We start from the raw sequence: 20413 nt of genomic DNA on the forward strand, positions 1-20413 counted from the left end.
ACCGTCCGGCTGCGGCATCCCCCTGCGGGTTGCCGCAGCCGGACCTTTTCCGACTGACACCGTTCCCGCACCGGCCTCCACGAGGCGCGTCCCGCGGTTAGGCTCGGGCGTACCGGCGTACGACGCCGCCGCGTGCCGTACGGGGGCCGTCACGGGACGGCCGCGCGGGCGGGACGTGAGCGCCGGCCGGGCCGCGGCCGGCGTCGGGCAAGGAGGGCCGCATGACCGTACGGCGCGTGATGGGGATCGAGACCGAGTACGGCATCTCCGTGCCCGGGCATCCCAACGCCAATGCCATGCTCACCTCGTCCCAGGTCGTCAACGCCTACGCGGCGGCGATGCACCGGGCGCGCCGCGCCCGATGGGACTTCGAGGAGGAGAACCCGCTGCGTGACGCGCGCGGCTTCGACCTCGCCCGTGAGGCGGCCGACGCCAGCCAGCTCACCGACGAGGACATCGGCCTCGCGAACGTCATCCTCACCAACGGCGCGCGGCTCTACGTGGACCACGCTCACCCCGAGTACAGCGCTCCGGAGGTCACCAACCCCCGGGACGCCGTGCTGTGGGACAAGGCGGGTGAGCGCATCATGGCGCAGGCGGCCCAGCGGGCCGCCGAGGTGCCGGGGGCCCAGCCCATCCACCTGTACAAGAACAACACCGACAACAAGGGCGCCTCCTACGGCACGCACGAGAACTACCTGATGACGCGCGAGACGCCGTTCTCGGACATCGTGCGCCACCTGACGCCGTTCTTCGTCTCCCGGCAGGTGATCACCGGCGCGGGCCGGGTGGGCATCGGTCAGGACGGCGGCGAGCACGGGTTCCAGATCAGCCAGCGGGCGGACTACTTCGAGGTCGAGGTGGGGCTGGAGACGACGCTCAAGCGGCCGATCATCAACACCCGCGACGAGCCGCACGCGGACGCCGAGAAGTACCGCAGGCTGCACGTCATCATCGGGGACGCGAACCTCTCCGAGGTCTCCACGTACCTGAAGCTCGGCACCACCTCGCTGGTGCTCTCCATGATCGAGGACGGCTTCATCGCCGTCGACCTCGCCGTCGACCAGCCCGTGCGCACCCTGCACCAGGTCAGCCACGACCCCGACCTGCGGCAGCTGGTCACGCTCCGCAGCGGCCGGACGCTGACCGCCGTGCAGCTCCAGATGGAGTACTACGAGCTGGCCCGCAAGTACGTCGAGGAGCGCGGGGGCGCGGACGCCGACGAGCAGACGACCGACGTCCTCGGCCGCTGGGAGGACACCCTCACCCGGCTGGAGCGCGACCCCATGAGCCTGGCCGGAGAGCTGGACTGGGTGGCGAAGCGGGAGATCCTGGAGGGCTACCGCCGCCGTGACGGCCTCGACTGGGACGCGGCCCGGCTCCACCTGGTCGACCTCCAGTACGCGGACGTGCGGCCGGACAAGGGGCTGTACAACCGGCTGGCCGCACGGGGGAAGATGGCCCGCATCCTGGACGAGGACGCCGTCGGGCGCGCCGAGCGCACGCCGCCGGACGACACGCGCGCCTACTTCCGCGGACGCTGCCTGGAGCAGTACGCGGACGACGTGGCCGCCGCCTCCTGGGACTCGGTGATCTTCGATCTCCCCGGGCGGGACTCGCTCCAGCGGGTGCCCACGCTGGAGCCCTTGCGCGGTACGCGTGAGCACGTGAAGACGCTGCTCGACCGCTGCCGCACGGCGGAGGACCTCGTGCGGGCCTTGTCCGGACGGTGATCCCCCGGAACCGGTAAACCACCGGATTCGCGGGAATGATCGGGGTGGCCACCGTGCGTTGTAGCAATCGAGGAGCCGAAGTCAGCCCCTGCTTGTAGGGTCTGATCTTGAACGTCGAAGCGGAGCGGGGTGAGGTACATGGCGACCAAGGACACCGGCGGCGGACAGCAGAAGGCCACGCGTACGACGGAGGAGACCGACGAGCAGGCGCAGGACGCCCAGGTCTCGGAGGACCTCAAGGAGCGCCAGGAGGCGCTGTCGGACGACGTGGACTCGGTGCTGGACGAGATCGACGACGTCCTGGAGGAGAACGCGGAGGACTTCGTGCGGAGCTTCGTCCAGAAGGGCGGCGAGTAGGGCGGTCCGCCGGCACGCCGGGCGTGCGCCGGCCGGCCCCCGCCCCGACGGGCGGCGGGCGGCCCGGCGCCCCGGTGCGGGCGCCCGCACCGGGGCGCCCGGCCGGGGCCCGGCACGCCGGTCGTCGGGGCCGGTGGGGCACCCGGTGCCGTCCGCCCGTCGCGCGCGGACCGTTCCGCCGCGGATCTGCCTCCGGAGTGTGGGTCAAAGATCACGCGCCGGGTAAGGTCCCAGCAGTGCCGCCGCCCAACGGCGAAGCGGCGCGCGGCACTTTCACAGACGCATCCCGGCGCGCCGCGTCGGGCGATCGCCTACCCGGAAGGAAACGCGTGGAAGCCAACACTCGTAGCACCGGGCGACTGCCGGCCGCCTTCCTGACGCCCGGCTCGTCCTCCTTCATGGACTTCCTGGCCGAGCACGCGCCGGAACAGCTGCCGGGGAGCCGTCCGCTGCCGCCGGTGCAGGGAGCCGTGGAAGCCCCGCACGGGACCACGATCGTCGCGGCGACGTTCCCCGGCGGCGTGGTCCTGGCCGGTGACCGCCGGGCCACGATGGGGAACATGATCGCGCAGCGCGACATCGAGAAGGTGTTCCCCGCCGACGAGTACTCGGCCGTCGGCATCGCCGGCACGGCGGGCCTGGCCGTGGAGATGGTCAAGCTCTTCCAGCTGGAGCTGGAGCACTTCGAGAAGGTCGAGGGCGCGCAGCTCTCCCTGGAGGGCAAGGCCAACCGGCTGTCCACGATGATCCGCGGCAATCTCGGCATGGCCATGCAGGGCCTGGCCGTGGTGCCGCTGTTCGCGGGCTACGACCCGGACCGCTCCCGGGGGCGCATCTTCTCCTACGACGTCACCGGCGGGCGCTCGGAGGAGCCCGGGTTCGCGGCGGTGGGCTCCGGTTCGGTCTTCGCGCGCGGCTCGCTGAAGAAGCTGCACCGCGCGGAGCTGTCGGAGGAGCAGGCGGCCACGGTCGTCGTCCAGGCGCTGTACGACGCGGCCGACGACGACTCGGCGACCGGCGGTCCGGACCTGGTGCGGCGGATCTACCCGGTCGTCGCGATCATCAACGACGAGGGGTACCGGCGGCTCACCGAGGCGGAGGTCTCCGAGATCGCCCGCTCCGTCCACGAAGGCCGGCTGCGGTACCCCGACGGGCCGCAGGCCCCGGTTCTCTAAGCCCAGGAAGGAACGGGAACGCCGGTGTCCACGCCGTTCTATGTCTCGCCCCAGCAGGCCATGGCCGACCGCGCGGAGTACGCCCGCAAGGGCATCGCCCGCGGCCGCAGCGTGGTGGTGCTCCAGTACGCCGACGGCATCGTGTTCGTCGCGGAGAACCCCTCGCGGGCGCTGCACAAGGTCAGTGAGATCTACGACCGGATCGCCTTCGCGGCGGTCGGCAAGTACAACGAGTTCGAGAACCTGCGGATCGGCGGTGTCCGCTACGCCGACCTGCGGGGCTACACCTACGACCGCGACGACGTCACCGCACGCGGGCTGGCGAACGTCTACGCCCAGACGCTGGGCACGATCTTCTCCAGCGCGGGGGAGAAGCCCTACGAGGTCGAACTGATCGTCGCGGAGGTCGGTGCGGCCCCGCAGGACGACCAGATCTACCGGCTGCCGCACGACGGCTCGATCGTCGACGAGCACGGCTCGGTCGCGGTCGGCGGGAACTCCGACCAGATCGGCAGCCACCTCGGGGAACGGCAGCGCGACGACATGACGCTCGGCGAGGCCCTGCGGCTGGCCGTCGAGGCCCTCGGCCGGGACGGCAACGGAGGCGGGCGCACCCTCACCGCCGACCAGCTGGAGGTGGCCGTGCTCGACCGCACACGCCCCCAGCAGCGGAAGTTCAAGCGGGTGCTGGGCAGTCGGCTGACGCGTCTGCTGGAGGACCCCGCCGCCTCCTCCGACACCGCGGAGGACGACGACGCCGAGGGCGGGCCGGGCCCGGCGACCCCCTCGCCGGACCGGTCGGACGCCTCGGGGACGTCCGACACCGACGAGACGGCCTGACGGGCGGCCGCCCACAGCCCCGCGTCACCCCCACGGTGCCCCGGCCCGCCCGCGCGGCGGCCGGGGCACCGTGCGGCATGTGACGGTGGGGTGACCGTCTCACCCCACCGTCACGATGCCGCACAGGGCCCCGAGGAGCCCCGCGGGACGAGCTGGACGGGGAGGACCGGCGTCGGGGCCTGCCGGCCGTCCAGGACGGCCAGCAGGGCGTGCATGCCGGCGGCGCCGATCTCCTCCGCGGGCAGCCGCACGGTGGTCAGCTCCGGCTCCACGGCGGTCGCCAGCGCCAGGTCGTCGAAGCCGGTGACCGAGACGTCCTCCGGGACGCGCAGCCCCAGGCGGCGGGCGGCCTTGCAGGCCCCGGCCGCCAGCAGGTCGTCGTCGCAGACGAGCGCCGTGGGGCGAGGGCGCGAGCCCAGCAGTCGTGCGGCGGCGCGCAGACCGCCGGTGACGCTCAGCTCGGCCGCCGCCGTCCGGACGAGCGTGGGAGGCGGGCCGCCATCCGGCCCGCCGTGCGGCGTCGCGGCGAGGGCCGCGTCCAGGGCCCGTGCCCGCCCGGCGAACGTCCAGCTGTCGATGCCGGCCGTGAGGTGGGCGATGCGCCGGTGGCCGAGGCCCAGGAGGTGCGCCACGGTCTGCCGCATGCCGTCGGCCAGGTCGGGGTTGACGGTCGCCGCGGCGGCCGGGTCGTCGGGGCTGCTGTCGAGCATGACGAGCGGCAGCCCGCCCTCGCGCAGGGCGCTGAGGGCGTGTGCGGCCATGGACGAGGCGATGACGCCGTCCAGCGTGGCGCGGGCGGACTCGAAGGGGTCGCGGGCCGGGCCGACGCCTTCGGGGGAGGGGTACAGGACCACGCCCAGGTCGTGCTCGGCCGCCACCCGCGCGGCACCGGTGTGGACCCGGGCGAAGAACTCGTTGGTGAGGGCGGGGACGACGAGCAGCGCGGTGCGGGTGCGGCCGAGGCGCAGACTGCGCGCGGCCAGGTTCGGGCGGTAGCCCAGCTCCCGGGCGGCGGCGCGCACGCTCTCCACCGTGGCCGGGGAGACCCTGCCGTGCCACTTGTCGCGCAGCACCAGGGAGACGGTCGCCTGGGACACCCCGGCCGCGCGGGCGACGTCGCGGCTGGTGGGCCGGGGGCCGGCAGAGGTCACGGCGCGGTTCTCCGTCCTGGGGCACGGCTCAGGGCAGGCCGTCGGATGGACTCGTGGTCAGCGCTCATGGTACGTATGACCCCGCAGGTTATACGTAAAACTCATCAGCGAGAAGGAGTCGCCCCATGGCGACCGGCTACGCCGAGCTGCTGCGGACCCAGCACGCCGTGCGGCTGCTCACCGGAACCCTCGTCGGACGGCTCCCCAACGCCACCGCGCACATCGCCATCGTGCTGTTCGCCCGTTCGGAGGGCGCCGGCTACACCCTCGCCGGCGTGCTCGCGACCGTGTACGGCCTGGCCACGGCCGTCGGGCAGCCACTCCTCGGCCGTGCCGTCGACCTGTACGGCCAGCCCCGCGTGATGCTGCCCGCCGCCGTCGTCTCCGGGCTCGGCATGGCCGCGTTCGCCCTGACCGGCATCGACCCGCTGCCGGTGGCGGCCGCCGCCGTGCTCGTCGCGGGTGTCTTCACCCCGCCCCTGGAGGGCGGGCTGCGGGCGCTGTGGCCGAGCGTCCTGCGCAGTCGGGAACGGGTGCACACCGCCTACGCCGTGGACTCGGTCGCCCAGGAGCTCATGTTCACCGTCGGCCCGCTGGTGGTCACGGCCGCTGTCGCCCTGTGGTCGGAGGCCGGGGCGCTGCTCGTCATCAACGTCATCGGGGTGCTCGGCGCCCTGTCCGTCGTGGTGTCGGCCCCCTCGCGCGCCTGGCGCAGCGCGCCGCGTGAGGCGCACTGGCTCGGCGCCCTGCGCTCGCCCGGGCTCCTGGCGCTGCTCGGCTCGTTCCTGTGCGTGGGCGTCTCCCTCGGCTCCATCACCGTCGCCGCGGTGGCCTACTCCGACGACGGCAACGGCGGGGACCTCGTCTACGCGCTGATCATGTCGGGCATCGGCTTCGGAGCGCTGCTGGGCGGCCTCGCCTACGGCGCGCGGCCCTGGCCCGGCGCCCCCGAGGGCCGGCTGCGCGCGATGATCGGCCTCCTCGCCCTCGGCTACCTGCCCCTGGCGCTGGTCCCCGGCCCGGTCACCATGACGGTGCTGGCCTGCGTCGCCGGGCTCTTCCTGGCCCCCGCCCTCACCTGCGCCTTCGTCGTCGTGGACCGGCACGCCCCGGCGGGCACCGTCACCGAGGCGTTCTCCTGGCTGGTGACGGTCTTCGGGGTCGGCGCCGCCCTGGGCACCGCCGTCGTGGGCCCGGCCATCGAGCACGGCGGGCCGGGCGGCGGCTTCCTCGTGCCCGGCGCGGGCGGCGCGGCGGCGCTCGCGGTCCTGCTGCTGACCCGGCGCGTGCTGGACGGTCCGCCGGGCGCGCCCGGTCCCTCGTCACCGCCGGTCACGGGCGGGGAAAATGATCGGAACGGCGCGGTCGAACCCGGTTTCAGAACCGGGCATCAGGCGTAATGTTCACTCATGGACCGCCGAATCTTCGGGCTGGAGAACGAGTACGGCGTCACATGTACGTTTCGGGGCCAGCGGCGGCTGTCCCCTGACGAGGTGGCGCGGTACCTCTTCCGCCGTGTCGTGTCATGGGGCCGCAGCAGCAACGTCTTCCTCCGCAACGGTGCACGTCTCTACCTCGACGTCGGCTCGCATCCGGAGTACGCGACTCCCGAGTGCGACAACGTGGTGGAGCTCGTCACCCACGACAAGGCCGGCGAGCGCATCCTCGAGGGGCTGCTCGTCGACGCCGAACGCCGGCTGCACGAGGAGGGCATCGCCGGCGACGTCTACCTGTTCAAGAACAACACCGACTCCGCCGGGAACTCCTACGGCTGCCACGAGAACTACCTGGTGGCCCGGCACGGCGAGTTCTCGCGCCTCGCGGACGTCCTGATCCCCTTCCTCGTCACCCGCCAGCTCGTCTGCGGCGCGGGGAAGGTGCTGCAGACGCCCCGCGGCGCCGTCTACTGCGTCAGCCAGCGGGCCGAGCACATCTGGGAGGGCGTCAGTTCCGCCACGACGCGCTCCCGGCCCATCATCAACACCCGCGACGAACCCCACGCCGACGCCGAGCGCTACCGCCGGCTGCACGTCATCGTCGGGGACTCCAACATGTCCGAGACGACCATGCTGCTCAAGGTCGGCGCCACCGACCTCGTGCTGCGCATGATCGAGGCGGGCACCGTGATGCGCGACCTCACCCTGGAGAACCCGATCCGGGCCATCCGCGAGGTCAGCCACGACATCACCGGCCAGCGCAAGGTGCGCCTGGCCAGCGGCCGGGAGGCGTCCGCGCTGGAGGTGCAGCAGGAGTACTACGAGAAGGCGGCCGACTTCTGCGACCGGCGGGGCATCCGGACCGGCGTCGTCGAGCAGGTCCTGGAGCTGTGGGGACGGACGCTGGAGGCGGTCCGCACCCAGGAGCTGGACCGCGTCGACACCGAGATCGACTGGGTGATGAAGTACCGGCTCCTGGAGCGCTACCGGGCCAAGCATGACCTCACCATGTCCCACCCCCGGGTCGCCCAGATAGACCTCGCCTACCACGACATCCACCGCCGTCGTGGCCTCTACTACCTGCTGGAGCGCAAGGGGCAGGCCAAGCGCGTGTGCGACGACCTCAAGATCTTCGAGGGCAAGTCCGTGCCGCCGCAGACCACCCGGGCCCGGCTGCGGGGCGACTTCATCCGCCGCGCCCAGGAACAGCGCCGCGACTTCACGGTGGACTGGGTGCACCTGAAGCTGAACGACCAGGCCCAGCGCACCGTCCTGTGCAAGGACCCCTTCCGCGCGGTGGACGAGCGGGTGGAGAAGCTGATCGCCGGTATGTGACCGAAGGAACCGGGGAGAGCCGGGCCGTGCACACCCACGTGCGCGGCCCGGCTCTCCCCGTAGAGTGGCGCGCACGGTCAACTCACCCCCCAACCGAACGAGGACTGACGTGCGTCGACGATCCGTACTCCTGGCCCTCCCTGCCGGCCTGTTCGCTCTCGCCGCCTGCGGCGACGACGGCGACGGCGGCTCGGACTCCGTGACCCCCAGCCCGGACGCCGAGAGCCCGGAGGCGGCGCCCACCGGGAAGATCGTCGACGGGCCGCTCCCCGAGCTCACGGCGGGACAGGAGTTCGGGGAGAAGCCCACCATCGCCAAGGGGCCGGGCGACCCGTCCTCCGACATCGCGGTCCAGGTCCTCGTCGCGGGCACCGGGGCCGAGGTCGCCAAGGGCGACTACCTCCAGGCGGACTACCTGGGCCAGATCTGGGACACCGCGAAGGTCTTCGACAACTCCTTCGACGGCGGCAAGCCCGCCGTCTTCCAGATCGGCGTCGGCCAGCTGATCCCGGCCTGGGACCAGGTGCTGGTGGGCAAGAAGGCCGGTGACCGCGTCGAGATGGCCATCCCGCCGAAGTACGGCTACGGCGAGAGCGGCAACCCCCAGGGCGGCATCGAGGGGGACGACACCCTCGTCTTCGTCGTCGACATCGTCGGAACGTACAACGGGAAGAGCTCCGCGCAGGGCACCGAGGTCGCGCAGGACAACACCGACCTGCCCCGGGTGGGGACGAACACCGACGGCAAGGCCCCCTCCATCGAACTGCCGAAGGAGACCGACCCGCCGAAGAAGCTCGTCGCGAACTACGTCCTGGAGGGCGACGGCGCCGAGGTGAAGGAGTCCGACGCGGTCCTGGTCCAGTACAAGGGCGTGCTGTGGGACAACGGTGAGCAGTTCGACGCCACCTACGACCGGGGCCAGCTCGCCCAGTTCAGCCTCCAGCAGGTCGTGCCGGGCTGGTCGCAGGGACTGACGGGGAAGAAGGCGGGCAGCAGGGTCTTGATCGTCGTGCCGCCGGACCTGGGTTACGGTGATGAGGGCCAGGGCGACATCCCGGGCGGTGCCACGCTCGTCTTCAGCGTGGACATCCTCGCCGTCGTGTGACGGCGCCGCCGCCGGGGACCGGTCACCCGTCAACATCTGAAGGAGCAGTTTCGTGAACATCGACAAGCCGGAGGTCGACTTCCCCGAGGGCGCGCCGCCGGCCGACCTGGAGATCGTCGACATCTGGGAGGGCGACGGCCCGGTCGCCGCGGCGGGGGCCAAGGTCTCCGTGCACTACGTGGGGGTCTCCTTCAGCACCGGCGAGGAGTTCGACGCCTCCTGGAACCGCGGCAAGCCGCTGGAGTTCCAGCTCGGCGCCGGCCAGGTCATCCCGGGCTGGGACCAGGGCGTCCAGGGCATGAAGGTCGGCGGCCGGCGCCGGCTGACCATCCCCGCGCACCTCGCCTACGGCGAGCACGGCGCGGGCGGCGGGCGGATCGCGCCCAACGAGACGCTGATCTTCGTCTGCGACCTCGTCGCGGCCTGACGCGCCGGCGCGACCGCGCCCGGCACGGAGCCGAACCACCGGTGACGGCCGGTCCGTTCCCGCCCCCAGGGCGGGGCACGGGCCGGCCGTCGCCCGTTTGGCCTCCGCAGACGCGGAGCGGTACGGTCATCGGTCGGGAGCGGGGTAGAGAGAGGGCGTCGATGGCCATTGCCAAGGCCGAGCGGCTGATGAACCTGGCGCTGTGCCTGCTGGGGACGCGCCGGCCACTGACCAAGCGCGAGCTGCGGTCCTCCATCGAGGCCTACCTCGAAGCCGCGGGGGACGACGCGTTCAACCGCATGTTCGAGCGGGACAAGGACGACCTGCGCGAGCTCGGCCTCATCATCGACACGGCGGAGAACGTCGAGGGGGAGGCCGCCTACCAGGCCCGGCGCGACCTCAACCAGCTCCCGCCCATCACCCTCGACCCGGCCGAGGCCGCCGCGCTCGGGCTCGCCGCCCGGGTGTGGCAGCAGGCCCGGCTCGCCGGGGCCGCCAGCGGCGCGCTCCAGAAGCTGCGGGCGGCCGGGATGCCCCTCACCGAGGACGACCGGGGCGCCTCCGGCGCGCTGCAACCGCGCATCCCGGCCCAGGACGCCGCGTTCGAGCCCCTGATGCTCGCCTGCCGCGACCGTCGACCCGTGGTCTTCCAGTACCGCAAGTCCACCGAGGCCCAACCGGCCAGGCGGCAGGTCGAGCCCTGGATCCTGGAGTGCTGGCGCGGCCACTGGTACCTGGCCGGCTGGGACCGCGACCGGCGCGCCGAGCGCGTCTTCCGTCTCTCGCGGATCACCGGCCCCGTCCGCTCCCGTGCCGGGGCCTACACCGCCGAGGTGCCCGACCAGGTGCGGGTCCGGGAGACCGTCGAGCGGTGGGCGGGGGAGAGCGCGACGGCCAGCGCGCGCATCCGGCTGCGCAAGGGCTGTGGCTACCCGCTGCGCGCCCGCGCCACGCAGGCGCGGGACACCGGGGACGGCTGGGAGGAGCTGGAGGTCCCCTACGGGCACGGACTGGGCGCCTGGCTGGCCGAGTTCGGCCCCGACGTCCTCGTCCTGGAACCCGCCGACCTGCGTGCGGACGTCGTCGACCGGCTGCGTGCCGTCGCCAAGGGCTGAGGGGATACGAACGCATGGCTGCCAACGCCATCGACCAGACGCGGCGGATGCTGTCGCTGGTGACCTACCTGCGCGAGCGCCCCGGCGCCCGGGTGGAGGACGTCGCCCGCGCCTTCGGCATCAGCCACGACGAGCTGATCTCCGACCTGCAGGTCCTGCCCCTGTGCGGCACCAGCTTCCGTGGCGGGGACCTGCTGGACATCGACACCGACGGCGAGCACATCTGGTGGCACAACGCGGACGCCGTCGAGTCCACCGGCAAGCCGCTGCGGCTGGCGGCCGACGAGGCCACCGCCCTGCTGGTCGCCGCCCGCGCCGTGGCCACCCTGCCGGGCCTGCGCGAGGGGGACCGGCAGGCGCTGCTGCGGGCCACCGCGAAGCTGGAGGAGGCCGCGGGGGAGAACGCCCGGGCCAGCTCCCGGCTGACGGTGACCTTCGAGTCGGAGGGCGGGGTGTTCGCCGACGTCGACCGGGCGCTGGCCGAGCGGCGCCGGTTGTGGCTGCGCTACTACTCACCCGCCCGGGACGAGCTGACCGAGCGGGAGGTCGACCCGATCCGCCTCTTCGTCGTGGGCCGCACCTACCTGGAGGCGTGGTGCCGGCTCTCCGAGGCGCGGCGCACGTTCCGGCTGGACCGCGTCGCGGAGATCCGGCTGCTGGACGAACCCGCCGACCCGCCACCGGTCACGCCCAGGGACCTGTCCCAGGCGCTGGTGCAGCCCGCGGCCGAGGACCCGGAGGTCGTGGTCGAGGTCGGGCCGCGCGGCCGGTGGGTCGCCGAGTACTGGCCCCACGACAGCGCCGAGGAACTGCCCGACGGCGGCCTGCGGATCACCCTGCGCACGCCCGACCCGGGCTCGCTGCGCCGCCTCGCGCTGCGGCTCGGTGCGGACGGCCGGATCACCGCGCCGCCCGAACTCGCCCGGAGCGCCCGCGCGGCGGCCCGCGCGGCGTTGGCCGCCTACGGGGACTGACGGGCGCGGCCCGGGGCGTGCACTACGCTCGCCCTCATGCTCTGGCCGATGTTCTTCCTCGTGCTCGCCTTCTGCGGCATCGCCGTGCTGGGGGTGCTGTCCGTCCGGGTCGCCCTGGAGGTGCGCCGGCTCTCGCGGGCCGTCGCGGACGGCTCGGAGCGCATCGCGCGGGCCGGGGAGGACCTGGAGCGGGCCGCCGGACCCCTCGCCCGCCGGGCGGCGCGGGCCGGGGCCGCCGGCCGGAGCTGAGCCCCGTCCGGGCGCGGGCGGGAGCGGGGGGCCGGTCCGCGCCGGGCCACCGTCCGGTTCCGCGGGCATTGCCGGACGTTCACCCCCGAGCGTTACCATGGCATCTCGTGCGGTGCACCGGATGACCAATCGGGCGCGCTCGGCAAGGCACAGGTGACCTCGGCGAGAAGGTAGGCATTCATGTTGGGTCAGATGGGCATCTGGCAGCTCGTGATCATCATCGGACTGATCGTGCTGATCTTCGGCGCCAAGCGGCTCCCGGACACGGCGCGCGCCCTCGGCAAGTCGATGCGCATCCTCAAGAGCGAGACGTCGCAGATGAAGAAGGAGGGGGAGAAGGACAAGGGCCACGACGGCAGCGGTCCGGAGTCCCCCGCCGAGCCGGCGCCCCGGACGATCCAGGCCGCCCCGGGCGACGTCACCAGCTCGCGTCCCGTCGAGGAGCCCGGGCGCACGACGCAGGGCTGAGCCCTCCCCGCGCGCCGTCGGCGCGCGTCGTGACGACAGCACTGGCACCGGCAGGCACGCCCCGGGCGGGCCGGCCCATGAGTTGAGGACGTGGGTTGCTCAAGTCCGCCCGCAAGAAGGCCGCACCCAGGGACCCCGAGGGGCGGATGCCTCTCGTCGAACACCTGCGGGAGCTGCGGAACCGTCTGGTCAAGGCGCTGCTGGCCATCGTGCCGCTCATGGTCCTCGCCATGTTCTTCGCCAAGGACATCGGCGAGTTCATCACCGAGCCGATCCGCGTCTGTGAGAACGAGGCCGAGGCCCGGGCGCTGGACGGCCGCTGCCCGATCCTCTCGCAGAACGGCCTGACCTCGCCCTTCACCACCTACGTGAAGGTGTCGCTCATCACGGCCCTCGTCGCGGCCGCCCCGGTGTGGCTCTACCAGATGTGGGCGTTCCTCGCGCCCGGCCTGCACCGGCACGAGAAGAAGTACGCTCTCTCCGTCGTCGCCTTCGGCACTCCGCTCTTCCTCACCGGCGCCCTCCTCGCGCACTGGCTGCTGCCGCACGCCATCCCCGTCCTGCTCAACTTCAGCATGGACGGCACGACGAACATCATCACCGTCGACGACATGATCGACATCTCGGTCAAGCTCGTCCTCGCCTTCGGGCTCGCCTTCCAGCTGCCCCTCGTCCTCGTCCTGCTCAACCTGGGCGGTGTGCTGAGCGGCCGGCGCATGCTCGGCTGGTGGCGGGGCATGGTGCTCGGCATCTCCGTCTTCGCGGCCATGGTCACCCCGACCGACCCGCTGTCGATGATCGTGCTCGCGGCGCCGATCACGGCGCTGTACTTCGCCGCGGTCGGCTTCTCCCTCGTCCACGACCGCCGCAAGGCCGCACGCGACCCCGACGCCGCCCTGGCCGACGACGAGGCCTCCGAGCTCGACCTCACCCCCGAGACCGTCGGCCCCAGCGCCTTCCCCGAACAGGCCGACCGCGGCTCCGGACGGGGCGGACACGACGACGTGACCTGAGCGGCCGTCCGGTCCCGCCCGGCGGCGCAGCCGCGGCTGCGGGCCGATGAAATGATCGCGCGTCGTCAGACTCGGCCGGTAGGCTCGTAGCCACGATGAGCGAGGACATGTCCCCTGCTGAGCGCTACGCCGCGGCACGCCTGAGGGCGGCCGAAGACGCGACGGCGCTCGCACCCTTCCGAGAGATGTACGACTTCGAGCTGGACCCGTTCCAGCTCGACGCCTGCCGGGCACTGGAGGCCGGCAAGGGGGTCCTGGTGGCCGCGCCCACCGGATCCGGCAAGACGATCGTGGGCGAGTTCGCGGTCCACCTGGCCCTCACCCAGGGCCGCAAGTGCTTCTACACCACGCCGATCAAGGCGCTCTCCAACCAGAAGTTCTCCGACCTCGCGCGCCGCTACGGTGCCGACCGGGTGGGGCTGCTGACGGGGGACAACAGCATCAACGCCGAGGCACCGGTCGTCGTCATGACCACCGAGGTGCTGCGGAACATGCTCTACGCGGGCTCCCAGACGCTGCGCGGGCTCGGGTACGTCGTCATGGACGAGGTCCACTACCTCTCCGACCGCTTCCGCGGCGCGGTGTGGGAGGAGGTCATCATCCACCTCCCCGACTCGGTGACGCTCGTCTCGCTGTCCGCGACCGTCTCCAACGCCGAGGAGTTCGGCGACTGGCTCGACACCGTGCGCGGCGACACCGAGGTGATCGTCTCCGAGCACCGCCCCGTGCCCCTGTGGCAGCACGTGCTCGCGGGACGCCGCATGTACGACCTCTTCGAGGAGAAGTCCGGCAAGCGGACCGTCAACCCCGACCTCGTCCGGATGGCCCGGATGGAGAACAGCCGCCCGAACGGGCGCGACCGGCGCGGACCGAAGCGGGAGGCCGACCGGGAGCGGGAGCGCCGCCGCCGGATCTGGGTGCCCAGCCGGCCCGAGGTCATCGACCGGCTCGACGCGGCGGGGCTGCTGCCCGCGATCACGTTCATCTTCAGCCGCGCCGGCTGCGAGGCGGCCGTGCAGCAGTGCCTCGTCGCCGGGCTGCGGCTCAACGACGCGGCCGCCCAGGCCACCGTCCGGGGGATCGTCGAGGAGCGCACGGCGTCCATCCCGGACCAGGACCTCCACGTCCTCGGCTACTTCGAATGGCTGGAGGGCCTCCAGCGGGGCATCGCCGCCCACCACGCGGGCATGCTGCCGACCTTCAAGGAGGTCGTCGAGGAGCTGTTCGTCAAGGGGCTGGTCAAGGCGGTGTTCGCCACCGAGACCCTGGCCCTCGGCATCAACATGCCCGCCCGCTCGGTGGTGCTGGAGAAGCTCGTCAAGTGGAACGGCGAGCAGCACGCCGACATCACCCCGGGGGAGTACACCCAGCTGACGGGCCGGGCCGGACGGCGCGGCATCGACGTCGAGGGCCACGCCGTCGTGCTGTGGCAGCGCGGCATGGACCCGGAGGGCCTGGCCGGTCTCGCCGGGACGCGCACCTACCCGCTGCGTTCCTCGTTCAAGCCCTCGTACAACATGGCCGTCAATCTCGTCGAGCAGTTCGGCCGGCACCGCTCGCGCGAGCTGCTGGAGACGTCCTTCGCGCAGTTCCAGGCGGACCGGTCGGTGGTCGGCATCTCCCGCCAGGTGCAGAAGAACGAGGAGGGCCTGGAGGGCTACGAGGCCGCCATGACCTGCCACCTCGGCGACTTCGCCGAGTACGGGCGGCTGCGGCGCGAACTGAAGGACCGGGAGACCGAACTGGCCAAGCAGGGCGCCGTCCAGCGGCGCGCCCAGGCCGCCGCGGCGCTGGAGAAGCTGCGCCCGGGCGACATCATCCACGTCCCCACCGGCAAGTACGCCGGCCTCGCGCTCGTCCTGGACCCGGGCCTGCCGGCCGGCCGCAGCCACGGCCACCGGCCGTTCGACCACCACGACGGCCCGCGCCCGCTGGTCCTCACCGTGGGGCGGCAGGTCAAACGGCTGGCGGGGATGGACTTCCCCGTCCCCGTCGAGGCGCTGGACCGCATGCGCGTCCCCCGGTCCTTCAACGCGCGCAGCCCGCAGTCGCGGCGCGACCTCGCGTCGGCGCTGCGCACCCGGGCCACAGCCGCCGGCCACGACGGGACGCCGCCGCACCGGCGCCGCAAGCAGCGCTCGGCCGCCACCGAGGACGAGGAGATCCTGCGGCTGCGGGCGGCGATCCGTCAGCACCCCTGCCACGGCTGCGACGACCGGGAGCACCACGCCCGCTGGGCCGAGCGCTACCACCGGCTCCGGCGGGACACCCGGCAGCTGGAACGGCGCATCGAGGGCCGCACCAACACCATCGCGAGGACCTTCGACCGCGTCTACGCCCTCCTCGCCGACCTGCGGTACCTGGACGGCGACACGGTCACGGCGGACGGCAGGCGGCTGGCCCGGCTCTACGGTGAACTCGACCTGCTGGCCGCCGAGTGCCTGCGGGAGAACGTCTGGGAGGGGCTCTCGCCGTCCCACCTGGCCGCCTGCGCCTCGGCACTGGTCTACGAGGCCCGCTCGCCCGACGACGCGCTGCCGCCCGCGCTGCCGGGCGGCGGGGCCAAGGCGGCGCTCGGCGAGATGGTCCGCATCTGGGGCCGGCTGGACGCGCTGGAGGAGCGACACGGCGTCAGCCAGACGGAGGGCGTGGGCCAGCGGGAGCCGGACCTTGGCTTCGCCTGGCCCGTGTACCGCTGGGCCGAGGGCGACGGCCTGGACGCCGTCCTGCGCGAGGCCGAGATGCCCGCCGGGGACTTCGTGCGCTGGTGCAAGCAGGTCATCGACGTGCTGGGCCAGCTCGCCGCCGCCGCTCCCGAGGGCGGCACCGTCCGGCGCAACGCCCGCCGGGCGGTCGACTCCATGCTGCGCGGCGTCGTCGCCTACTCGTCCGTCGGCTGACGGCGCCCGGGTACGGCCCCTGCCGCGCGTGGCCGTACCCGAACCCGGGCGGGCGGGTCCTCAGCGGGGCAGGGCGGCGAGCACGCGCTGCAACGAGCCGCCCAGCCCCCACCGCTCGGCCAGCTCCGTGAGCCGCTCCGGGTCGCGCGGCCCGGCCGGGAGCGCGGCGTCGAGCGGCGGCAGCGGTACGTCGGCGGCGACGCGGACGACGGTGGGCGCGACGGCCAGGTACGGGCGCGCCTCGGCCAGCCGGCGCCGCAGCGCGGGCGTCACCCCGGAGGTCGGGTCCTCGGCGGCGGCCAGGATGCCCGGCAGGTCGCCGTGGGCGGCGATCAGCCGGGCCGCCGTCTTCTCGCCGATGCCGGGCACGCCCGGCAGCCCGTCGCTCGGGTCGCCCCGCAGCAGGGCCAGCAGCGCGTACCCCGGGCCGTCGACGCCGTACTTCTCCCGCAGTGCCGCCTCGTCGAACGCGGCCAGCGTGCCCATGCCCTTGACCGGGTACAGCACCCGCACGCCGCGTGCGTCGTCGACGAGCTGGAAGAGGTCCCGGTCACCGGTGACGATGTCCACGGGCCCCTCGGCCCGGCCCGTCAGGGTGCCGATCACGTCGTCGGCCTCGTACCCGGCGGCCCCCGCGCGGGCGATGCCCAGGGCGTCCAGGACCTCCTCGATGACGGGGACCTGCGGGGCGAGGGTGTCCGGGACCACCTCCTCGTCCGGGCCCGCCGGCTGCTCCGCCGCGACCCGGTGCGCCTTGTAGGACGGGATCAGCTCCACCCGCCAGGCGGGCCGCCAGTCCTCGTCCATGCAGGCCACCAGGGCCTGCGGGTGGTGGTCGTGCACCAGCCGGGCGATGAAGTCGAGCAGTCCGCGCACCGCGTTGACGGGTGTGCCGTCCGGCGCGGTGACGGACTCCGGCACCCCGAAGTAGGCGCGGAAGTACAGGGAGGCGGTGTCGAGGAGCATCAGGCGTCGCGTGGTCACCCCCCGATGATGCCGCAGCCCGCCGACACCGGGGGCTGCCGCCGGGCCGGTGGCGGCCCTAACCTTGCCGCATGGGTTCAGCGCGCGGGGATGTCGGCCGGGTGGTCTCGTTGGTGCCGTCGCTGACGGAGGCCGTGGCCGTGACGGCGCCCGGTCTGCTGGTCGGCGCGACGGACTGGTGCACCCACCCGCAGGGGCTGGAGGTGGCACGCGTCGGCGGCACCAAGAACCCCGACACGGCGCGGATCGCCGCGCTCGCCCCGGACCTCGTGCTCGCCAACGAGGAGGAGAACCGTCCGGCCGACCTCGACGCCCTGCGCCGCGCGGGCCTGCACGTGCTCGTCACGGAGGTCCGCACACTGGAGCAGGGCTTCGCCGAACTGGACCGCGCCCTGGTGCACGGCTGCGGGCTGCCGCGCCCGGACTGGCTGGACGAGGCGCGGGCCGTGTGGCGGGAGGCGGAGGCGGCGGCCCCGCGCGGGCCCGCCCGCGCGGTCGTGCCGATCTGGCGCCGGCCGTGGATGGTGCTCGGCCGCGACACGTTCGCCGGGGACGTCCTCGCCCGGCTGGGCGTGGTCACCGTGCACGCCGGACACGCCGAGCGCTACCCGCGCGTGCCGTTGGCCGAACTGGCCGAAGCCGACGCCGACGTCGTCGTGCTCCCCGACGAGCCCTACCGGTTCACCGCGGACGACGGCCCGGAGTGCTTCCCCCAGCCCGCCGCGCTGGTGAGCGGGCGTCACCTCACCTGGTACGGCCCGTCGCTGACGGAGGCGCCCACCGTGCTGGGCGCGGCGCTGCGTGAGGCGCTGGGCCCGGGCTGATCCCGGCGGCCCTCCGCCGCGTCGACGAGGGCGCGGACGACGCGTCCGCACCGGCCGGCCTCCGGGTGCCACTGCACGCCCAGCACGAAGACCTCTCCGGCGGCCGCCTCCACCGCCTCCACCACGCCGTCGTCGGCCCGGCCGCTGACGCGCAGCCCCGCCCCGAGCCGGTCGACGGACTGGTGGTGGCAGGAGGGGACGTCCACCGGGCCGCCCAGCACGGAGCCGAGCAGCGTGCCGGGAACGGGGGACACCCGGTGGTCCAGGAACGTGCCGGGCGCGCCCTGGTGGCCGTCGATATGCTGGTCGAGCGTGCCGCCGAGCGCGACGTTGAGCAGCTGCATGCCGCGGCAGACGCCCAGCAGCGGTACGCCGCGGTCCAGCGCCGCGCGGATCAGGGCCAGTTCCCAGGCGTCCCGCTCGGGCGAGGGCTCACCCGTGCGCGGGTCGCGCGCGGCGCCGTAGCGGGCCGGGTCGACGTCCGCGCCTCCGGCGACGAGCAGTCCGTCCAGCCCGGCCACGACCTGCCGGGCCGCCGACGGCGCCGGGTCGGGCGGCAGCAGCAGGGCCAGGCCGCCCGCGCGCTGCACCATCCGGTGGTATCCGGCGGGCAGGACGGCGGCCGGCAGGTCCCAGAAGCTCCAACGCGCCGAGTCCACCAGATAGGTGCTGACGCCGATCAACGCGGGGGCCACCCCGTCACCTCCACAGGTCGTGCGGTCTCCAAGGGACGATCATGCACCGGTGCCGGGCCTCACCGGCGCAGCTCCGCCTCCGCCTCGGCGAGCGCCGCGAACTCCTCCTCCGGGGCCGTGGCCACCAGCCGGTGCCGGGAGTAGAAGGTGAAGTACCCGACGGCCACCAGGTACAGCGCGAGCGCGATGCCCGCCGCCCAGGGGTCGACCAGGAAGGTCGCCACCACCGCCAGGCAGGCCAGCGCGAAGGCGACGCAGGAGGTGAGCAGCCCGCCGGGCGTCCGGTAGGGGCGGTGCAGCTCGGGCTCCCGGCGGCGCAGCACGATGTGCGACAGGGACATCAGCACGTAGGAGACGGCGGCTCCGAAGACGGCGACGTTCAGCATCCGCGCGCCGTCGCCGGTGGCGGCCGCCAGGGTGAACCCGATGGCACCGGGCACCAGCAGGCCCAGGTACGGGGCCTTGCGGCGGCTGGTCAACGACAGGAAGCGGGGCAGGTACCCCGCCCGCGACAACGCGAACAGCTGTCGTGAGCCCGCGTAGATGAGGGAGAAGAACGAGGCCACCAACCCGGCGAGGCCCGCGTAGTTGACGACGCGGCTCAGTGTCGTCGGTTCGCCGCCAGCCGCCGCCTCCAACGCCGCCACCAGCGGGTTGTCGGCGTCCTTGATGGCGTCCGAGCCGGCGGCCCCGGCGGCGGGCAGGAGCGTGAGCAGGGCGAGGACGACCAGGATGCCGATGGCCAGCCCCATGGCGCGCGGCATCGTCGCGGCCGGGTCGCGGGTCTCCTCGGCGGCCAGCGGAACGCCCTCCACGCCGAGGAAGAACCACATGCCGAACGGCACCGCCGCCCAGATGCCGAGCAGGCCGTACGGCAGCCAGCCGCTCGCCCCGAAGGCGTCGCCGTCGCCTCGCACGTCGGTGAGGGAGGCGGCGTCGAAGTGCGTCAGCGCACCCGCCGAGAAGACGAGCAGCGCCACGACGGCGGTGCCGGTCACGACGAAGCTGAACCGCAGTGCCTCACCGACGCCCCACAGGTGCACCCCGATGAAACCGGCGAAGCACACCAGGTACACCGGCCAGCCCGAGGTCAGCCCGAACAGGCCGAGGGACTCGACGTAGCCGCCGATGAACACGGCGATGGCGGCCGGTGCCAGGACGTACTCGATGAGGATGGCCGTGCCGGTCAGGAAGCCGCCCCAGGGCCCGAGCGCGCGGCGTGCGAAGCCGTACCCCCCGCCGGCCGTGGGCAGCACGGCCGACAGCTCGGCCAGGGAGAAGACCAGGCAGGTGTACATCAGGCCCATCAGCACCGTGGCGATCGCCAGCCCGCCGAAGCCGCCCTCGGCCAGGCCGAAGTTCCAGCCCGCGTAGTCGCCCGAGACGACGTAGGCCACGCCGAGGCCGGTGAGGAGCAGCCAGCCCGCGCTGCCCCGCCGCAGCGATCGGCGGGCGAGGTAGGCGTCCTCGGGAGGGACGGCCGTCGTCGTGGGCGCGGCCATCGGGGACCGGGATTCCTCGGCCATGCTCTGCTCCCGCCTGTCGTGGGTGCCGTGCGCCGGTGCGGCGCATTGGTGTGAGGCCATACCTTTGCGCTGCGGGTGGCGGGGCGCAAGACCCCGGACACGTCGA

The 20413-nt window shown here is 73.5% G+C and carries 19 protein-coding genes; 15 read left to right on the top strand and 4 right to left on the bottom strand.

Annotation, left to right across the window (positions count from 1 at the left end; all coding sequences use genetic code 11):
• Positions 1-221 precede the first annotated feature (221 nt).
• The 4 genes from dop to prcA all read left to right on the top strand — a co-directional run bounded on the left by dop (position 222) and on the right by prcA (position 4105).
• On the top strand, positions 222-1733 hold the full coding sequence (dop, locus tag IF129_RS08295) for a depupylase/deamidase Dop (RefSeq protein ID WP_191208870.1): 1512 nt from the start codon (positions 222-224) through the stop codon (positions 1731-1733).
• A 138-nt stretch (positions 1734-1871) separates the two neighbouring features.
• The gene (locus IF129_RS08300; protein ID WP_191208871.1) at positions 1872-2090 is read left to right on the top strand and encodes a ubiquitin-like protein Pup; all 219 of its coding nucleotides are present in this window, start codon (positions 1872-1874) and stop codon (positions 2088-2090) included.
• A gap of 329 nt (positions 2091-2419) precedes the next feature.
• On the top strand, positions 2420-3265 hold the full coding sequence (prcB, locus tag IF129_RS08305) for a proteasome subunit beta (protein WP_191208872.1): 846 nt from the start codon (positions 2420-2422) through the stop codon (positions 3263-3265).
• Between the two features lie 24 nt (positions 3266-3289).
• Positions 3290-4105: a proteasome subunit alpha gene (gene prcA / locus IF129_RS08310; RefSeq protein ID WP_191208873.1), complete on the top strand. Its 816-nt coding sequence runs from the start codon at positions 3290-3292 to the stop codon at positions 4103-4105.
• Between the two features lie 110 nt (positions 4106-4215).
• Here the strand turns inward: prcA and IF129_RS08315 are convergent, their stop codons facing one another.
• A complete protein-coding gene (locus tag IF129_RS08315; protein ID WP_191208874.1) occupies positions 4216-5256 on the bottom strand; it encodes a LacI family DNA-binding transcriptional regulator in 1041 nt (346 codons plus the stop codon).
• 125 nt (positions 5257-5381) lie between these two features.
• On the opposite strand from IF129_RS08315, the gene IF129_RS08320 reads away from it, so the two are divergent.
• From IF129_RS08320 to IF129_RS08365, 10 genes are all read left to right on the top strand, one after another.
• A complete protein-coding gene (locus tag IF129_RS08320; RefSeq protein WP_191208875.1) occupies positions 5382-6656 on the top strand; it encodes an MFS transporter in 1275 nt (424 codons plus the stop codon).
• Between the two features lie 9 nt (positions 6657-6665).
• Positions 6666-8027: a Pup--protein ligase gene (gene pafA, locus IF129_RS08325; protein ID WP_191208876.1), complete on the top strand. Its 1362-nt coding sequence runs from the start codon at positions 6666-6668 to the stop codon at positions 8025-8027.
• A 109-nt stretch (positions 8028-8136) separates the two neighbouring features.
• Positions 8137-9132, top strand: a complete 996-nt coding sequence (locus tag IF129_RS08330; RefSeq protein WP_191208877.1) for an FKBP-type peptidyl-prolyl cis-trans isomerase — start codon at positions 8137-8139, stop codon at positions 9130-9132.
• A gap of 52 nt (positions 9133-9184) precedes the next feature.
• The gene (locus IF129_RS08335) at positions 9185-9559 is read left to right on the top strand and encodes an FKBP-type peptidyl-prolyl cis-trans isomerase (protein ID WP_191208878.1); all 375 of its coding nucleotides are present in this window, start codon (positions 9185-9187) and stop codon (positions 9557-9559) included.
• Between the two features lie 161 nt (positions 9560-9720).
• A complete protein-coding gene (locus tag IF129_RS08340) occupies positions 9721-10674 on the top strand; it encodes a helix-turn-helix transcriptional regulator (protein WP_191208879.1) in 954 nt (317 codons plus the stop codon).
• A gap of 14 nt (positions 10675-10688) precedes the next feature.
• The gene (locus IF129_RS08345) at positions 10689-11648 is read left to right on the top strand and encodes a helix-turn-helix transcriptional regulator (protein WP_191208880.1); all 960 of its coding nucleotides are present in this window, start codon (positions 10689-10691) and stop codon (positions 11646-11648) included.
• Between the two features lie 36 nt (positions 11649-11684).
• Positions 11685-11897: a hypothetical protein gene (locus IF129_RS08350; RefSeq protein WP_191208881.1), complete on the top strand. Its 213-nt coding sequence runs from the start codon at positions 11685-11687 to the stop codon at positions 11895-11897.
• A gap of 180 nt (positions 11898-12077) precedes the next feature.
• A complete protein-coding gene (tatA, locus tag IF129_RS08355) occupies positions 12078-12365 on the top strand; it encodes a Sec-independent protein translocase subunit TatA (RefSeq protein ID WP_191208882.1) in 288 nt (95 codons plus the stop codon).
• A gap of 95 nt (positions 12366-12460) precedes the next feature.
• On the top strand, positions 12461-13378 hold the full coding sequence (tatC, locus tag IF129_RS08360) for a twin-arginine translocase subunit TatC (protein WP_191208883.1): 918 nt from the start codon (positions 12461-12463) through the stop codon (positions 13376-13378).
• 95 nt (positions 13379-13473) lie between these two features.
• Positions 13474-16278 (top strand): DEAD/DEAH box helicase, encoded by a 2805-nt coding sequence (locus IF129_RS08365; RefSeq protein WP_191208884.1) that lies wholly within the window; start codon positions 13474-13476, stop codon positions 16276-16278.
• A gap of 60 nt (positions 16279-16338) precedes the next feature.
• Here IF129_RS08365 and IF129_RS08370 read toward each other — a convergent pair whose 3' ends face one another.
• Positions 16339-17244: a 5'-3' exonuclease gene (locus IF129_RS08370; protein WP_191209135.1), complete on the bottom strand. Its 906-nt coding sequence runs from the start codon at positions 17242-17244 to the stop codon at positions 16339-16341.
• Between the two features lie 89 nt (positions 17245-17333).
• On the opposite strand from IF129_RS08370, the gene IF129_RS08375 reads away from it, so the two are divergent.
• Entirely contained in the window at positions 17334-18086 is a 753-nt protein-coding gene (locus IF129_RS08375; RefSeq protein ID WP_191208885.1) for a helical backbone metal receptor, read from the top strand.
• Here the strand turns inward: IF129_RS08375 and IF129_RS08380 are convergent.
• Both IF129_RS08380 and eat read right to left on the bottom strand, forming a co-directional pair.
• Positions 18002-18781 (bottom strand): gamma-glutamyl-gamma-aminobutyrate hydrolase family protein, encoded by a 780-nt coding sequence (locus IF129_RS08380; RefSeq protein ID WP_191208886.1) that lies wholly within the window; start codon positions 18779-18781, stop codon positions 18002-18004. The two genes, IF129_RS08375 and IF129_RS08380, sit on opposite strands and share 85 nt — an antisense overlap.
• A gap of 59 nt (positions 18782-18840) precedes the next feature.
• Positions 18841-20307 carry an ethanolamine permease gene (gene eat, locus IF129_RS08385; protein ID WP_191208887.1) on the bottom strand — a complete coding sequence of 489 codons (1467 nt, stop codon included), beginning with the start codon at positions 20305-20307 and terminating at the stop codon, positions 18841-18843.
• Between the last annotated feature and the right edge of the window lie 106 nt (positions 20308-20413).

The sequence above is a fragment of the Streptomyces chumphonensis genome (assembly GCF_014779715.1).
In the GTDB taxonomy this organism is placed as follows: Bacteria; Actinomycetota; Actinomycetes; order Streptomycetales; family Streptomycetaceae; genus Streptomyces; species Streptomyces chumphonensis.

Excerpts from the sequence above, each read along its gene's own strand:
- dop (WP_191208870.1), top strand. The coding sequence starts at position 222 with ATGACCGTACGGCGCGTGATGGGGATCGAGACCGAGTACGGCATCTCC.
- IF129_RS08300 (WP_191208871.1), top strand. The coding sequence starts at position 1,872 with ATGGCGACCAAGGACACCGGCGGCGGACAGCAGAAGGCCACGCGTACG.
- IF129_RS08320 (WP_191208875.1), top strand. The coding sequence starts at position 5,382 with ATGGCGACCGGCTACGCCGAGCTGCTGCGGACCCAGCACGCCGTGCGG.
- pafA (WP_191208876.1), top strand. The coding sequence starts at position 6,666 with ATGGACCGCCGAATCTTCGGGCTGGAGAACGAGTACGGCGTCACATGT.
- IF129_RS08340 (WP_191208879.1), top strand. The coding sequence starts at position 9,721 with ATGGCCATTGCCAAGGCCGAGCGGCTGATGAACCTGGCGCTGTGCCTG.
- IF129_RS08345 (WP_191208880.1), top strand. The coding sequence starts at position 10,689 with ATGGCTGCCAACGCCATCGACCAGACGCGGCGGATGCTGTCGCTGGTG.
- IF129_RS08350 (WP_191208881.1), top strand. The coding sequence starts at position 11,685 with ATGCTCTGGCCGATGTTCTTCCTCGTGCTCGCCTTCTGCGGCATCGCC.
- tatA (WP_191208882.1), top strand. The coding sequence starts at position 12,078 with ATGTTGGGTCAGATGGGCATCTGGCAGCTCGTGATCATCATCGGACTG.
- IF129_RS08365 (WP_191208884.1), top strand. The coding sequence starts at position 13,474 with ATGAGCGAGGACATGTCCCCTGCTGAGCGCTACGCCGCGGCACGCCTG.
- IF129_RS08370 (WP_191209135.1), bottom strand. The coding sequence starts at position 17,244 with ATGCTCCTCGACACCGCCTCCCTGTACTTCCGCGCCTACTTCGGGGTG.
- IF129_RS08375 (WP_191208885.1), top strand. The coding sequence starts at position 17,334 with ATGGGTTCAGCGCGCGGGGATGTCGGCCGGGTGGTCTCGTTGGTGCCG.
- eat (WP_191208887.1), bottom strand. The coding sequence starts at position 20,307 with ATGGCCGAGGAATCCCGGTCCCCGATGGCCGCGCCCACGACGACGGCC.